The sequence below is a fragment of the Streptomyces sp. SP18BB07 genome, from assembly GCF_036322545.1.
Taxonomy (GTDB): Bacteria; Actinomycetota; Actinomycetes; order Streptomycetales; family Streptomycetaceae; genus Streptomyces; species Streptomyces deccanensis.
In genome coordinates this window covers 311,175-326,892 of record NZ_JAQYWT010000367.1, presented here as the reverse complement: position 1 = coordinate 326,892, position 15,718 = coordinate 311,175, and the positions used below count along the sequence as shown (strand labels likewise).

The window sequence follows — 15,718 nt, the reverse complement described above, 5'->3', positions numbered from 1 at the left end:
AGCGGCACCCGGCAAGCGCCGGTGAGCGAAACCCGCCCCCGCTCAGCCCCAGCGGCGGGAGCCGAGGGCCTAGGGGCCCCTAGAACGGCTCGAAGTCGTCGTACTCCTTCTGGAGCTCGTCCCGCTCGGCCTCCCGGTCGCGGCGCCGCTGGACGGCCGGACGGGGCGCCTCGAAGCGGTGGTCCTCGCCCCGGCGGCCCAGCATCTCCGCACCGGCCATGACGGTCGGCTCCCAGTCGAAGACGACCGCGTTGTCCTCGGGCCCGATGGCGACGCCGTCACCGGAGCGGGCGCCCGCCTTCATCAGCTCCTCCTCGACCCCGAGCCGGTTGAGCCGGTCGGCGAGGTAGCCCACGGCCTCGTCGTTGCTGAAGTCGGTCTGACGCACCCAGCGCTCCGGCTTCTCACCGCGCACCCGGAAGAGCCCGTCCTCCTCCCGCACGACCGTGAAGCCCGCGTCGTCGACGGCCTTGGGCCGGATGACGATCCGGGTCGCCTCCTCCTTCGGCTTGGCGGCACGCGCCCTGCCGACGAGGTCGGCCAGCGCGAACGACAGCTCCTTCAGCCCGATGTGGGCGACCGCGGACACCTCGAACACCCGGTAGCCGCGGGCCTCCAGGTCCGGCCGCACCATCTCGGCGAGATCCTTGCCGTCGGGCACGTCGATCTTGTTGAGGACGACGATGCGGGGCCGGTCGCCGAGCCCGCCGTACTGCGTCAGCTCCTCCTCGATGATGTCGAGGTCGGAGACGGGGTCGCGGTCCGACTCCAGCGTCGCGGTGTCGAGGACGTGGACCAGGACGCTGCACCGCTCGACGTGGCGGAGGAACTCGAGGCCGAGGCCCTTGCCCTGGCTGGCGCCCGGGATCAGGCCCGGCACGTCGGCGATCGTGTAGACCGTCTCGCCGGCCGTGACCACGCCCAGGTTGGGGACGAGGGTCGTGAACGGGTAGTCCGCGATCTTCGGCTTGGCGGCGGAGAGGACCGAGATCAGCGAGGACTTGCCGGCGCTGGGATAGCCGACGAGCGCCACGTCGGCGACGGTCTTGAGCTCCAGGACGATGTCGCCCGTGTCCCCGGGTACGCCGAGCAGCGCGAAGCCGGGCGCCTTGCGGCGGGCGGAGGCGAGGGCCGCGTTGCCGAGGCCGCCCCGGCCGCCCTGAGCGGCGACGAAGGAGGTGCCGTGGCCGACGAGGTCGGCGAGGACGTTCCCCTGCCTGTCGAGCACCACCGTGCCGTCCGGGACCGGCAGGACGAGGTCCTGTCCGTCCTTGCCGGAGCGGTTACCGCCCTCGCCCGGCTTGCCGTTGGTGGCCTTGCGGTGCGGGGAGTGGTGGTAGTCCAGGAGGGTCGTCACGGACTGGTCGACGGTCAGGATGACGTCGCCGCCCCGTCCGCCGTTGCCGCCGTCGGGGCCGCCGAGCGGCTTGAACTTCTCCCGGTGGACGGAGGCACAGCCGTGACCTCCGTTACCCGCGGCGACATGCAGTTCGACGCGGTCCACGAAGGTGGTCATGGTGGGGTGCCTCCAGAGACGTACGGGTTCAGTTATCGACTAACTGATATGGGGTTAACACGCGAAAGGCGGACCCGCCTTCCCGAACGGGAAGTGAGGTCCGCCTCGCGAAAGACTGTCCGAAGACTTGTCCGATCAGCCGACCGGAACGATGTTCACGACCTTACGGCCACGGGCGGTGCCGAACTCGACCGCACCGGCGGACAGCGCGAACAGCGTGTCGTCCTTGCCGCGGCCGACACCCGCGCCCGGGTGGAAGTGCGTGCCGCGCTGGCGGACCAGGATCTCACCGGCGTTGACGACCTGACCGCCGAAGCGCTTCACGCCGAGCCGCTGAGCGTTGGAGTCGCGACCGTTCCGGGTGGACGATGCGCCCTTCTTGTGTGCCATCTCTCCTCAGTCCCTTACTTCGCAGCCGCGGGGATCTCAGTGACCTTGATCGCCGTGTACTGCTGGCGGTGGCCCTGACGACGGCGGTAGCCGGTCTTGTTCTTGTAGCGCAGAATGTCGATCTTCTGCCCCTTGTGGTGGTCCACGACCTCGGCCTGGACCTTGATGCCGGCAAGGACCCACGGGTCACTGGTCACGGCGTCACCGTCGACGACGAGCAGGGTCGAGAGCTCGACCGTGTCGCCGACATTGGCGGTGGAAATCTTGTCAACCTCAACGATGTCGCCGACAGCAACCTTGTGCTGGCGACCACCGCTGCGCACGATGGCGTACACGCGGATCTCACTCTCTCGCTCGGGAACGGCACCCCCGCAGTCCAGCCGCCCGACAAGCGAACGGCCTCTCCCACGGCGCCCGGCGCGCGGAAGGAATGAGGTTTACGGGGATGTGACGCGTCACTACCTACGGACACGCCGACGGTCAAGGTTACGGGGCGGTGCCCGAAGGGGTCAAACCGAGCCCCTTCCCGCTACGGGGCCGAGCCCCTCCCCCGCTACGGGGCGGGCTTCTCGCCGTCCGCCGGAAGCGGCTTGACACCCTTGCACAGGTCGGTGGTGTCCGCCTTGCCCGGGTGGGCGACACCGATCACCTTGTCGAAGTGCGTCCGGTACATGTCGTGGACCGCGTCGTCGTCGACCTTGACGATCGCCTCGTCGTTCTCGCGCAGCGCGGGCCCGGTGTAGTTGCCCGACCCGGTGAAGCTGATCTTGTTGCGCACGCCGTCGTACTGGCCGTCCACCAGGATGTACTTGGTGTGGATGATGTACGGCGTGGTCAGCTTGTTCCCTGGGTTCAGCGGATCCCGGTCGTCGTTGTAGCACCGCACGGTCGGCCCGCCGGACGTGTGCATCTTCTCCCACGTCCCCTGGGTCCCGCCGCTGCTCTTGGCGCTGTCGGACTCGGCGTAGACGATGCTCACGTTGCAGCCGGCCTTCTTCAGGGCCACCAGTTTCTCGGCGATCGCCAACCGGGTGATCTTGAAGATCGCGACCCGCACCCAGGTCTTCTTCGCCACGCCGGCGCTGTCCTTGTACGAGCACTGCACGTTGTTGAGCACCGAGTACACGGTGTCGGTGGCCCGGGTGTTCCCGGCGCGGGGGAAGAAGTAGGCCTTGTAGAGGCCGTTGCTGACGGTCCGGTACTCCCAGGCCGCCCAGTCCCGGGCGACCATCGTGTCGAAGTAGTCCGCGTACGCGTCGTACATCGTCGGGTTGTCCGGCAGCAGCAGCGCGTCGTTGAAGAACTTGGTGTGCGCGGAGGGCGTCGAGTTCGACGTCGTCTGCACCACCACGTTGGTGGCGCCCTCGACCGCCGAGAACAGCCAGAACTTGTTGTGCATGATCGACTGTCCGTACTTCGGATCGCCGAGGCAGGACCGGTCGACCGCGCAGGTCGCTATGTAGGACCCCTTCGTCCGGTCGGTGCCGAGCGCCGCGACCAGGTTGCCGTACGCGGTGTTGGTGGGCCGGTCGCTGACGCTCGACTCGTCCAGCAGGACCTGGACGCGCACACCCCGGTTCTTGGCGGCGACCAGCGCGTCGACGACGGACGCCTCCCACACGTGGTAGACGGCGACCTTGATGGTGGAGCCGGGCAGCGCGGCGTCCGTCAGCTCGATGAGCCGGGTGCGTATCGCGAGTTGCGCGCCCGCGTCGCCCAACGGGTCGTTGAACAAGGGGCCTTCGGTCCAGGTCGGCGCGGCCTGCGCGATGCCCGCGGACATCGCCACCTGCACACCGGCCGCCGCCAGCACGGTGGCCAGCGCCACCGCTCCACGCGAACGCACGCGCGCCATGCGATCCCCTCCCCGTCCCCGCCCTGCCCGGACGCCCTCGGCAACGCTCACGACTGCGTATACGACTGCGAATTCGACTACCTGAGTGTTACAGGCGTTCGAGGATTTTCCTGGAGGGAGGGGATGCCGATGAGACGACAGAGATGACCAAACCTCTGCAAATCTCCCCAGCCCGTGTGAAGTTACTCTCCCCGCACACGCCGATGCCCCCACCGGGTGGTCAAACCACCCGGTGGGGGCATCAGTTGGCGCGGACCGGACATCCGCCCCGTGGGCTCAGCTCTCGTCGGTCGAAGCCGTCACCGTGGCCGAGGACTGCTCGGCGGCCACCGTGGTCTTCTTCGCTGCCGACTTCTTGGTGGCCGCCTTCTTGGCCGTGGCCTTCTTGGCGACCGTCTTCTTGGCAGCCGCCGTCTTCTTGGTGGCGGCCTTCTTCGCGGTGGCCTTCTTGGCCGTCTTGCGCGCCGCCGTCTTCTTGGCCGGCGCCTCGGCCTCGGCCCCCTCGGCGGCCGGAGCGGACTCCTCGACCGGGGTCTCGGCCGCGTCCTCGGCCGGAGCCGACGGGACCACGACCACGGCCGCCTCCTCGGACGCGGTGGGCGCCGTCGCCTTGCGCACGGCACGCCGACGCGGACGGGCCGGAGCCGCGCTCTCGGCGACGGCCGCCGCCTCGGGCTGCGCCGCCTCGTCGGCCACGGACTCGGCCACGGGCTCGGCGGCCGGCTGGGCCACCGGCTCCGGGGCCGGCTCGACCGTGACGACGGCGTCGTCCGCCGCCGCACCGGCCGGCGCGCCCGCGGGGGCGGACACCTTGCGGGTCGCCCGACGACGCGTACGGCCCTTGGGCGCGGCCTCCTCCGTGCTGGGCGCGGCGGCGGCCGGCATCTCGACCACCGGGTCCTCCACCGCGACCGGCTCCGCCTCGGCGGCCTCCCGCGACTTCGGGGCACGGTCCTCGGAGACGGTGGTGACAGCCGCGGCCTCGCGGGACTCATGGGACTCGCGGGACTTCGGGGCACCGGAGGGCGCCGACGCCCGCCGGGTCGCCCGACGACGCGAACGGCCACGCCCGACCGCCGCCTCCGCCTCGGCGACGCTGCTGTACAGCTCCTCGTCCGGCTCGAACTCCGGGGCGGGCAGCGCCACGGGCTCGGCGACCTCGGCAGCCACCTCGGCCTCGACCAGCTCGGCGACCTCCGCCGGCTCGACGGCCTCGGGAGCGGACACGTGCTCGTGGTCGTGCTCGGCACCGCCACGTCCGCGCTTACGGCGCTTGGCGCCACTGCCCGGAGCCGTCGGCTGGTCCATGTGCACGATCACGCCGCGCCCGTTGCAGTGGACACAGGTCTCGGAGAAGGACTCCAGCAGACCCTGGCCGACCCGCTTCCGGGTCATCTGCACCAGGCCCAGCGAGGTGACCTCGGCGACCTGGTGCTTCGTACGGTCGCGTCCCAGGCACTCCAGCAGGCGCCGCAGCACCAGGTCCCTGTTGGACTCCAGGACCATGTCGATGAAGTCGATGACGACGATGCCGCCGAGGTCGCGCAGCCGCAGCTGGCGCACGATCTCCTCGGCCGCCTCCAGGTTGTTCCTGGTGACCGTCTCCTCCAGGTTGCCGCCCTGGCCGGTGAACTTACCGGTGTTGACGTCGACCACGATCATGGCCTCGGTCTTGTCGATCACCAGCGAACCACCGCTGGGCAGCCACACCTTGCGGTCCAGCGCCTTCATCAGCTGCTCGTCGATGCGGTACGTCGCGAAGACGTCGACCTCGGAGGTCCACTTCTGGAGCCGCTCGGCCAGGTCGGGGGCGACGTGGGAGACGTATCCGTGGATGGTCTGCCAGGCGTCCTCGCCGCTGACGATGACCTTGGAGAAGTCCTCGTTGAAGATGTCGCGGACGACCCGGACGGTCATGTCCGGCTCGCCGTACAGCAGCGTCGGCGCGTTGCCGTTCTTGGCCTTCTTCTGGATGTCCTCCCACTGCGCCTGCAGCCGCTCGACGTCGCGGCGCAGCTCGTCCTCGCTCGCGCCCTCGGCGGCGGTGCGCACGATGACGCCCGCGTCCTCGGGGACGATCTTCTTGAGGATGGTCTTCAGCCGGGCCCGCTCGGTGTCGGGCAGCTTGCGGCTGATACCGGTCATCGACCCCTCGGGGACGTAGACCAGGTAGCGGCCGGGCAGGGACACCTGGCTGGTCAGACGCGCGCCCTTGTGCCCGATCGGGTCCTTGGTGACCTGGACGAGCACGGACTGACCGGACTTCAGGGCGGACTCGATGCGGCGCGGCCCGTTGGCCATACCGAGCGCCTCGAAGTTGACCTCACCGGCGTACAGGACGGCGTTGCGCCCCTTGCCGATGTCGATGAAGGCGGCCTCCATCGACGGCAGCACGTTCTGCACCTTGCCGAGGTAGACGTTGCCGACGTACGAGGTCGCCTGCTCCTTGTTGACGTAGTGCTCGACGAGCACGTTGTCTTCCAGGACGCCGATCTGGGTGCGCTCGCCGCTCTGGCGGACGACCATGACGCGCTCGACGGCCTCGCGGCGGGCGAGGAACTCGGCCTCGGTGATGATCGGGACGCGACGGCGGCCCTGCTCGCGGCCTTCGCGGCGGCGCTGCTTCTTGGCCTCCAGACGGGTCGAGCCCTTGATGGACTGCACCTCGTCGGAGAACTCCGTCTCCTTGGCGCGCCGCTCGCGCGGCTCACGGACCTTGACGACCGTGCGCTCGGGGTCGTCCGAGCCCGTCTCGGCCTCGGTGCCGGAGTCACCGGCCCGACGACGACGGCGACGGCGCCGACGGCTGCTGCTGGAGCCCCCGGACTCCTCGCGCTCGTCGCCCTCGTCCTCGGCGTCCTCGTCCAGCTGCTCGGCGGTGTCCTCGGCGTCCTGCTCGGCCTGCTCGGCGGCGAGCTCGTCGCCCTCGGCGGCGTCCTCGGCGTCGGCCGACTCACCCCGGCGACGACGGCGGCCACCACGGCGACGGCGACGCCGCGACCCGGTGGACTCCTCCTCGCCGTACTCGTCGCCCTCGGCGGAGTCCTCGCCGGTCTCCTCGGAGTCCTCGGAGTCCTCGGGCTCCTCCGGCTCGTCGGCGACCACGGCGGCGGCCGCGGGCTGCTCGGCCTCGGCGGGCTCGCCCCGACGGCGACGGCGACGCCGCGACCCGCCGGTGGGCTCCTCCTCGGCGAACCCGCCGAGGTCGGTGGTCTCGGCGCTCTCGGCGGGTTCGGCCGGCTCGACCGTCACGGTCTCGGCCTCCGCCTCGGCGGCGGCCTGCGCGGCGGCCCGCTCCGGCGTCTGGAACATCGGCTCGGTGAACACCGGGGCCTGGAACACGGCCACGGCGGGCCGCGCCGGACGCGACGGCGCGTCCTCCGTCTTCGGCGCGGCAGGCGCGGAGAATCCTCCGGCGGCCTTGCGCGTGGCCCGACGACGGGGGCGACGCGGGCCGTCGTCCTCGACCTCGGCCTCGGCAGCCGCCCGCGGTGCCGCGACCGGCTCGCGCTCGGCCACGACGGTCGCCGGGGCGGCCTCGGCGGGCGCCTGGTCAGCCGGGGTCTGCGCGGCCTCGGCGGCCACGGACTCGTTCGCGCGCTCGTCGGCGGCCTCGCCGACGGGCGCGGCGACCCGGCGGGTGGCACGTCGACGGGTACGACGGGGCGCGGCCTCCTCGGCCGCGGCCTCCACCGGGGCACTCTCCTGAACCGCGGTGGGCGCGGTCTCCACGGCCTCCGCCGGAGCCTCCACGGTCTCGGCGGCCTTCGGCTCACCGGCGGGCGCGGACGCCCGGCGCGTGGCGCGACGGCGCGTACGCCCGGCGGGCGCGGCCTCCTCGACAGCGGCAGGGGCCTCGGCGACAGCGGCGACCTCGGGCTCGGCCACCGTGGCCGTCTCGGCGGGGGTCTCCTCGGCGGCCTGGGGCGCGCTCGCGGGGGCGGAGGCGCGGCGGGTCGCGCGACGGCGCGTACGCCCGGCGGGCGCGGTCTCCTCGACAGCGGCGGGCGCCTCGGCAACGGCGGCGGGCTCAGCGGCGACCTCGGCGGAGGCGGCCGGCGCCACGGTCTCGACGACCTCGACGACCTCGGCGTCCTTGGGCGCACCAGCGGGCGCGGAGGCGCGGCGGGTCGCGCGACGGCGCGTACGCCCGGCGGGCGCGGCCTCCTCGGCCTCGGGCACCTGCGCGTCCTCACCGGTCACGCCGTCGTCGACGGTCTCTGTGGTGTCGGTGGTGTCGTCCGCCTCGGTCGGCTCGATGGCCGCGAGGTCCTCGGACTCGGCGGCCGGTATGGCCGGCGCGGTGGTCTCCGCGGCCGCTTCGGAGCCGGCGGACGGCGGTCCCGCGGGGCGGGACGCGGCACGGCGCCGACGGCGCGGCGGCAGGGTGTCGCTCGGCGTGTTGTTGTGTTCGGAGCCCTGCGTGGGCTCGGCGGGTTCGATCGATTCGGGCATGCGGGCGTTTCTCCCGTCAGGCTCCCGGGCGCCGCACCCGGTCCGGCGTGGCCGGTGACGTCCGCGGCTCGCGTGATACGCGACTGCCGCCGTCCGGGGCGCGGGCGCCGCACGGGAGCTCTCTGTGTCCTGTCTCGCCGGTTCCGTACGCCATGTTGCGTACGGCCTGGCGAAAGTCTTGTGGTCGGTGCGCTGCCCGACCCAGGTGGCTCCCGGATCAAAGGGCGGCGCTACGACGTCCGTCCCTACGCGGGGCCTACCGGCGCCGACGCCTCCGCGGCGGCAGCGGGTTCGGCCGTTGAGAGGGCCGGCACTGCCTCGCGGTCGGGCGCGAGCGGGTCGGTCACCGTGCCGGTCTCATCATCGAAAAGCCCCTGCGCCAGCCTGGTCACCGCTGCGGGGACCGGCGGCGCCAGGTCGGCCACGGCGCGGAGACCGGACAGGACGTCGTCGGGTCGTACGGCAGGCGTCACGTGCCGAACAACCAGCCGCAGTATCGCACAGGGCTGGTCCGTCGGCCTATCAGCCCGTGGACGGGGCGTCTCAGAACCGGCCGCTCCGGTGCTTCCGTCACGTCCATCACGTGCGTCATGGTCATCACGTGCGTGTCCGTCACGGCTGTCGAGGTCGACGACGGCGGCGCGGGCGTCGAAGGTCCGCATGCCGTTCTTGGTCCTGCGCTGGACCTCGACGAGCTCCGCCGCCTTGAAGACCTCGACCGCGCGCGCGGCCTCCTGGGGGTCCACGCCGTCCAGGCGCAGTTCCCATTCGGAGGCCGTGAGCCGGTCGGCGAGCCCGGAGGTCCGGGCCTCGACCGCGTCGACGATGTCGAGGCCGGTGGGCAGCGACTCGTCGAGCAGGATCCTGAGCTTCTCCGGATCACGCGCCTCGGTGAGCGCGATCTCCAGGTACTCCGCCTCACTGCCCGTGCCGGTGGGTGCGGCATTGGCGTACGACACCTTCGGATGCGGCGTGAACCCCGCCGAGTACGCCATCGGCACCTCGGCACGGCGCAGCGCACGCTCGAAGGCGCGCTGGAAGTCACGGTGGCTGGTGAACCGGAGGCGGCCGCGCTTGGTGTAGCGCAGTCGGATGCGCTGCACCGCGGGTGCGGGCGGCGGGCCTTCGGGCTGTCGCTTGCCCAGTGTCGTTCAGTCCTTCGTGAGAGCGGTCGTACTGCTACCAAGAGTACGTGCCTCGGCGGCCCGCGGTTCCCGCCGGTGGACGGGCTTCGGTTCGGGCGGCGGTCCGAGGAGGGCCGAGCGGACGCCGGCGCGGGCCTGGCGCACGGTCTCGCGGGCGGTGGCCAGGGCCTGTCGCGTGGTGCGGCCCACGGCACGCCCGACCTCCGCGACCGGCTTCCACACCGCGTCCCGGACGAAGTGACCGGCGGGGGTGAGGACGGTCCGGTACACCCATCGTGTCGGCTCGACCAGCAGCCACCGGAACAGATTCGCCAGGAACCGTCCGACGGCGAGCGAGACCCGCCCGGCCACCCGCCACGCGTGCCCGAGGGCCTCCCCGATCTCCCTGCCCACGACGGCGAGGAACCGCCCGACGGGCGCGAGCACCCAACGCCACAGGGCGAGCACGGGCAGCACCAGGAGCACGCGCAGCGTCCAGTGGACGCCGAGCCAGAGCCCGGTGAAGATCATCCGTACGATCCACACGCACCCCATGGCCACCCACGCGATCCCGTGCCCCACGGGCGTCAGCACGTACCGGTACAACCACGCGGCCGGTACGACGAGAAGGTGGCGGACCAGCCAGGCGATGCCCCGCCCGACCGGCACGACCGTCCACCGGTACGACCACAGGAGCCCGGCGAGGACACCTCGGGCGACCCAGCCGCACCCTGCCCCGACACCGGCCGCCGCCCAGGCGATCGCATGCCCGACCGGCGTCAGCACATACCGGTACGCCCACACCGCCGGCACCACCAGCAGCCGGTACCCGAGCCACCCGAGCAGCCGCGCGAGCGGCACGACGACGTACCGCCACAGCGCCACACACGGCCACACGAGGACGGCCCGGCCGACCCACAGCACCGCACGGCCAGCAGGCCGCAACACGGTGTCCGTCAGCAACCGCCCGCCCACCACCAGCACGTCCCACACCATGCGCACGGGCACGACCAGCACGAGCACCACGATCCGCACGGGAATCCGTACCGCGACGACAAGACACCCCTCGGGTGCCTGCCGCGCCTCGGCGGCTGTCCGGCGCGCCTCGGGTTCCTGCTCCCGGGCGGGCCCTTTCTCCAGGTCCATGACGACGTAGACGCAGTCGGCGTGTCCTCCGGATCCATCCCACGTCACCGAGTTCGCACGGCAGCGGCCCACGTCACCGAGTTCGCACGCCGGCAGGGCCACGTCGGCGTGCTATCGCTTGCGCCCTGACGACTTCCCGGACCTCGTGGACTTCGCCGACCCGGCGGCCTTGCCGGCCCGGGCGGCCTTGGGGCGGCGCACCACGGCGGACAGGTCCGGCCGGTCGGTGTGCGGCGCGGAGAACTCCCGGTTGATCTCGACCTGGCGGCGGACGCGTTCGGGCAGGTCCCGCATGGCCAGCAGACGGTCGCACGCCCGGAGCGCGGCGGCGTGGTCACCCACCCAGTGGGCGGTGATGGAGAACTCGAACAGCAGGCCCCACCGGTAGACCCAGGGCTTGATGAAGAGCAGGTCGTCCGGCGCGGGCCGGTCGACGACGTCGACGAGCAGGGCGTGCGCGGTGTGATGACGGCGCCGGAGCCGCAGCCGGGAGGCCAACTCGTAGCAGGCTTCGAGCCTGGTGGGACGCGACTCCCAGGCGCGGGAGAAGGTGTCCATGGCTCCCGGCCAGTCCTCTTCCGCCTCCGCCCGAAGGATTCCCGCCTCCAGCAGCGAGCAGTAGACCTCCTCGCCCCAGCCGCCCATCGCCGCACGTCGCTCGTACAGGTCGATCGCCTCCCGCGCGTGGCCGAGGTCCCGTTCGGTGTTGGCCAGGTAGAAGACGGTGCGGGGGTTGGTGGGGTCGCGTTCCAGTTCGCGCCTGAGCAGCTGCGCGTCGCGTTCGAACTTGTCGGCGCGGCAGCCGCCGTCCGCGTGGTCCTCGATGACGAGGGCGTCCAGGTTCTCCTGGACGTCGGGCCCGTCGGTGCACGGGTACTCGTGGGTGACCCCTTCGTAGCGCCAGAGCAGGTCCCCCCGCATCAGATGCTTGAAGCGGTGCTGGGTGCCCGGTGTGTCGTAGCGCAGCATGTACGAGGTCGCCGTGAGCCGGGGCAGCGGCGCGTCCTGGCGCAGCACGTGGTCGGCGTCGACGGTGAGCAGGAAGTCGGCTTTTCCCCGGGCGTGTTGGATGTTCCGCGTCCGGTTGTGGCCGAAGTCGACCCAGGGCTCCTCGCGCAGCTCGCCCGGGATGCCGTCCAGCGCCGCGCGGATCAGGTCCGGCGTGCCGTCCGTCGAGCCGGTGTCGGTGATGACCCAGGTGTCGATCAGCGGACGGACGGAGGCGAGGCAGCGTTCGATCACCCGCGCCTCGTTCTTGACGATCATGCAGAGGCAGATGGTCTGCGGCTTCACGGCCTCACCGGTCCCGGGACGTTGGAACGCTGCCCGAGCGGCTGCGTGACGTACCCCCTCATATCGCACAAATCACTGCCGACGACGCCGAATTAGCCCAGCCGTGAGATCGGTTTAGGCCGATTTGATGATCTCCATCCCCGTCCGGTCCAGCTCGCTGGTCGAGTCGGTGGACAGGGGCGAGGCTCACGATCGAGTGCGGGGAAAAGCCCCAAACCGGTTGAAACAAGGAGCACATAGATGAGTCCTGAGCGCAGGACGATCTCGCTGATAGGCCCGCTGGCACGCCACAGGATCACCAAGGTCAGCACGTATGCCTCGCTCGCACTGGCGGTGACCGCCGGACTGGCCGGCCCCGCCGCAGCGGCAGCACGCAGCGTGTCCGAGCCCTCCACCGTGACGAGGGCCGGCAACGACGAGTGCCCGCCCGCCGACGAGCACGATGGTCAGCACCACACCGACGACGGACAACACCAGGACGAGCAGGACGGATCATCGTCGAACTGGTACGACGACCATGACCAGAACCGCACGGCGGCACTCGGTGGCAACGGCGACCACTGCGAGGAAGGTCCCAGCGGCCCGCCCGGGCCTCAGGGCCCGACCGGCCCGACCGGCCCCCAGGGCGAGGTCGGCCCCCAGGGCGAGGTGGGTCCGCAGGGCGACGTGGGTCCGCAGGGCGAGGTCGGCCCCCAGGGCGACACCGGCGAGCAGGGCCCTGTGGGTCCGGCCGGACCCACGGGCCCCGCCGGAGTCACTGGAGCTACTGGGGCCACCGGAGCGGACGGCCCTGCCGGACCCACTGGAGCGGACGGCCCCGTCGGACCCGAGGGCCCCGTCGGCCCGGCCGGAGCGGACGGACAGACGGGAGCCACCGGTGCCACGGGTGCCACGGGGCCCGCCGGCCCCTGCTCCGACATCGACGCGGTGCAGGACTCCAAGAAGCGCGAGTTCCGGGTCGTACTGAGCGACGGACGGGTCTTCGCGGGCATCCGCGACCTCCAGGGCGAGCTGGCCCACCCGTTCCTGTGGACCGACCTGAGCACCCACCCCAACTTCCCGGCTGGCGGCCGTGATTCGCAGGGCCGCTACGTCGGCTACGCCTGCGGTGTCTCCGTCAACACGCACGCCCACGGCGAGGGCCACGGCCACGGCCACGGCCAGCAGGAAACCGGCAAGGAGCACGGCCAGAGCACGGGCCAGGGCCACAGCCAGCAGACGGGCCAAAGCCAGGGCCACTCCGAGCAGACCGGCCAGAACCAGGGCCACAGCCAGCAGACCGGCCAGAGCCAAGGCCACTCCGAGCAGACCGGCCAGAACCAGGGCCACAGCCAGCAGACCGGCCAGAGCCAAGACCACAGCCAGAACACGGGGCAGAGCCAGAGCCAGGGCCAGAGCCAGGGCACCGGTCACGCCCAGCAGACCGGCCAGAGCCACAGCCAGGGCACGAGCAGCGGCCACACCCAGGACACCGGCCAGGACTACAGCCAGGGGTCGCACCAGGGGTCGGGCCAGGACACCGGCAGGGACCACGGCGGGAGCACCGGCGCGGACCACGGCGAGAACAAGGGCCAGCCCAAGGGCGACCACGCGAGCGCCTCGAAGGGCCTCGTGAAGTTCAACGTCGTCACCACCGTCGGCCAGGTCTGGGAGACGACCTGCGTACCGGTGGACACCCAGCCCCACGCCACCCTGAACTGCGACGACGCCGAGGGCAACCCGCGCCCCTGGTACCGGGTCGAACTCCAGCCGTCGGGCAACATCGTCAACGGCGGCTCGACCGTCACGCCCCGCGTGACCGGCCGGTAGTACACGAGAAGGGGTGCCCGGAGCACGGCCGAACGGCCCTCCGGACACCCCTCACGACCTGCCGGCCGCGGCCGGGTCAGTGACTGTGGCTGTGCGGCGCACTCCCCACCGGCTGCTTCACCGACAACGGCAGCAGCTTCTTGCCCGTCGGACCGACCTGGATGTGGGTGTCCATCTGCGGACACACGCCGCAGTCGAAGCACGGCGTCCAGCGGCAGTCCTCCACCTCGGTCTCGTCGAGGGCGTCCTGCCAGTCCTCCCAGAGCCAGTCCTTGTCGAGGCCGGAGTCGAGGTGATCCCAGGGGAGGACCTCCTCGTAGGTGCGCTCGCGGGTGGTGTACCAGTCGACGTCGAGGCCGAAGTCGGCCAGGGCCTTGTCCGCGCAGCTCATCCAGCGGTCGTAGGAGAAGTGCTCGCGCCAGCCGTCGAAGCGGCCGCCGTCCTCGTAGACGGCGCGGATGACGGCGCCGATGCGGCGGTCGCCGCGTGAGAGCAGGCCTTCGACGATGCCCGGCTTGCCGTCGTGGTAGCGGAAGCCGATGGAGCGGCCGTACTTCTTGTCGCCGCGGATCTTGTCGCGGAGCTTTTCGAGACGCGCGTCCGTCTCCTCGGCGGAGAGCTGCGGGGCCCACTGGAAGGGGGTGTGCGGCTTGGGGACGAAGCCGCCGATCGACACCGTGCAGCGGATGTCGTTCTGGCCGGAGACCTTGCGGCCCTCGGCGATCACGTTCATCGCCATGTCGGCGATCTGGAGGACGTCCTCGTCGGTCTCCGTCGGCAGGCCGCACATGAAGTACAGCTTCACCTGGCGCCAGCCGTTGCCGTACGCCGTGGAGACCGTCCGGATCAGGTCCTCCTCCGAGACCATCTTGTTGATGACCTTGCGCATGCGCTCCGAGCCGCCCTCGGGCGCGAAGGTCAGACCCGAGCGCCGGCCGTTGCGGGTCAGCTCGTTCGCGAGGTCGACGTTGAAGGCGTCCACCCGGGTCGAGGGGAGGGACAGACCGATCTTGTCCTCCTCGTACCGGTCCGCCAGGCCCTTGGCGATGTCGCCGATCTCACTGTGGTCGGCGGAGGAGAGGGAGAGGAGGCCGACCTCCTCGAAGCCCGTCGCCTTCAGCCCCTTCTCGACCATCTCGCCGATGCCCGTGATGGAACGCTCGCGGACCGGGCGGGTGATCATGCCCGCCTGGCAGAAGCGGCAGCCGCGCGTGCAGCCGCGGAAGATCTCCACCGACATCCGCTCGTGCACCGTCTCGGCGAGCGGGACGAGGGGCTGCTTGGGGTAGGGCCACTCGTCCAGGTCCATGACGGTGTGCTTGGAGACCCGCCACGGGACACCGGACCTGTTCGGTACGACGCGGCCGATACGGCCGTCGGGCAGGTACTCCACGTCGTAGAACGCCGGGATGTACACCGAGCCCGTCTTCGCGAGGCGGAACAGGACCTCCTCGCGGCCGCCCGGCCGGCCCTCGGCCTTCCAGGCACGGATGATCTCGGTCATGTCCAGCACGGCCTGCTCGCCGTCGCCGATGATCGCCGCGTCGATGAAGTCGGCGATCGGCTCGGGGTTGAACGCCGCGTGGCCGCCGGCCAGCACGATCGGGTCGTCGAGCGTGCGGTCCTTGGACTCCAGGGGGATCCCGGCCAGGTCCAGGGCGGTGAGCATGTTGGTGTAGCCCAGCTCCGTGGAGAAGGACAGACCGAACACGTCGAAGGCCTTCACCGGGCGGTGGCTGTCGACGGTGAACTGCGGGACGCCGTGCTCCCGCATCAACGCCTCCAGGTCCGGCCACACGCTGTACGTGCGCTCGGCGAGGACCCGCTCGCGCTCGTTCAGCACCTCGTAGAGGATCATGACGCCCTGGTTGGGCAGACCGACCTCGTACGCGTCCGGGTACATGAGCGCCCAGCGGACGTCCGCGGACTCCCAGGGCTTGACGGTGGAGTTGAGCTCACCGCCGACGTACTGGATCGGCTTCTGCACATGCGGGAGCAGGGCCTCTAGCTGTGGGAAGACCGACTCGACAGACATCGCGGGGGTTACCTTCGTGAGCTGACTGGGGGCGCCCCCGGCCGGAGGCTGGGGGGAGGGTGACCATCTAGCCTAACGCCCCCGGAGACGCCCCT

At 71.4% G+C, this 15,718-nt stretch carries 10 protein-coding genes; 1 reads left to right on the top strand and 9 read right to left on the bottom strand.

Going from position 1 to position 15,718, the window contains the following annotated elements; translation table 11 throughout:
- Positions 1-79: 79 nt before the first annotated feature.
- The 8 genes from obgE to PUR53_RS44930 all read right to left on the bottom strand — a co-directional run bounded on the left by obgE (position 80) and on the right by PUR53_RS44930 (position 11,779).
- The gene (obgE, locus tag PUR53_RS44965; RefSeq protein WP_329899541.1) at positions 80-1,516 is read right to left on the bottom strand and encodes a GTPase ObgE; all 1,437 of its coding nucleotides are present in this window, start codon (positions 1,514-1,516) and stop codon (positions 80-82) included.
- Between the two features lie 135 nt (positions 1,517-1,651).
- The gene (gene rpmA, locus PUR53_RS44960) at positions 1,652-1,906 is read right to left on the bottom strand and encodes a 50S ribosomal protein L27 (protein WP_045557526.1); all 255 of its coding nucleotides are present in this window, start codon (positions 1,904-1,906) and stop codon (positions 1,652-1,654) included.
- Positions 1,907-1,920: 14 nt separating this feature from the next.
- Positions 1,921-2,241 carry a 50S ribosomal protein L21 gene (gene rplU / locus PUR53_RS44955; RefSeq protein ID WP_033525816.1) on the bottom strand — a complete coding sequence of 107 codons (321 nt, stop codon included), beginning with the start codon at positions 2,239-2,241 and terminating at the stop codon, positions 1,921-1,923.
- Positions 2,242-2,459: 218 nt separating this feature from the next.
- Positions 2,460-3,761: a phospholipase D-like domain-containing protein gene (locus PUR53_RS44950; protein ID WP_329912330.1), complete on the bottom strand. Its 1,302-nt coding sequence runs from the start codon at positions 3,759-3,761 to the stop codon at positions 2,460-2,462.
- Between the two features lie 276 nt (positions 3,762-4,037).
- A complete protein-coding gene (locus PUR53_RS44945) occupies positions 4,038-8,216 on the bottom strand; it encodes an Rne/Rng family ribonuclease (RefSeq protein WP_329912329.1) in 4,179 nt (1,392 codons plus the stop codon).
- A 245-nt stretch (positions 8,217-8,461) separates the two neighbouring features.
- Positions 8,462-9,319 (bottom strand): TIGR03936 family radical SAM-associated protein, encoded by an 858-nt coding sequence (locus PUR53_RS44940; protein ID WP_329912328.1) that lies wholly within the window; start codon positions 9,317-9,319, stop codon positions 8,462-8,464.
- Between the two features lie 48 nt (positions 9,320-9,367).
- Complete coding sequence (locus PUR53_RS44935; protein ID WP_329899586.1) at positions 9,368-10,486, bottom strand: hypothetical protein; 1,119 nt, start codon at positions 10,484-10,486, stop codon at positions 9,368-9,370.
- Positions 10,487-10,597: 111 nt separating this feature from the next.
- A complete protein-coding gene (locus PUR53_RS44930; protein WP_329899537.1) occupies positions 10,598-11,779 on the bottom strand; it encodes a glycosyltransferase in 1,182 nt (393 codons plus the stop codon).
- A gap of 240 nt (positions 11,780-12,019) precedes the next feature.
- Between PUR53_RS44930 and PUR53_RS44925 the strand changes: the two genes are divergently transcribed.
- Positions 12,020-13,588, top strand: coding sequence for a collagen-like protein (locus tag PUR53_RS44925; protein WP_329912327.1), 1,569 nt, complete (start codon positions 12,020-12,022; stop codon positions 13,586-13,588).
- A 76-nt stretch (positions 13,589-13,664) separates the two neighbouring features.
- Here the strand turns inward: PUR53_RS44925 and PUR53_RS44920 are convergent, their stop codons facing one another.
- Positions 13,665-15,623, bottom strand: coding sequence for a TIGR03960 family B12-binding radical SAM protein (locus tag PUR53_RS44920; protein WP_329899535.1), 1,959 nt, complete (start codon positions 15,621-15,623; stop codon positions 13,665-13,667).
- Positions 15,624-15,718: the final 95 nt, after the last annotated feature.

Bases quoted from the DNA above. Each gene is read 5' to 3' on its own strand.
- obgE (WP_329899541.1), bottom strand. From the start codon at position 1,516: ATGACCACCTTCGTGGACCGCGTCGAACTGCATGTCGCCGCGGGTAAC.
- PUR53_RS44935 (WP_329899586.1), bottom strand. From the start codon at position 10,486: ATGGACCTGGAGAAAGGGCCCGCCCGGGAGCAGGAACCCGAGGCGCGC.
- PUR53_RS44920 (WP_329899535.1), bottom strand. From the start codon at position 15,623: ATGTCTGTCGAGTCGGTCTTCCCACAGCTAGAGGCCCTGCTCCCGCAT.
- PUR53_RS44950 (WP_329912330.1), bottom strand. From the start codon at position 3,761: ATGGCGCGCGTGCGTTCGCGTGGAGCGGTGGCGCTGGCCACCGTGCTG.
- PUR53_RS44945 (WP_329912329.1), bottom strand. From the start codon at position 8,216: ATGCCCGAATCGATCGAACCCGCCGAGCCCACGCAGGGCTCCGAACAC.
- rpmA (WP_045557526.1), bottom strand. From the start codon at position 1,906: ATGGCACACAAGAAGGGCGCATCGTCCACCCGGAACGGTCGCGACTCC.
- PUR53_RS44925 (WP_329912327.1), top strand. From the start codon at position 12,020: ATGAGTCCTGAGCGCAGGACGATCTCGCTGATAGGCCCGCTGGCACGC.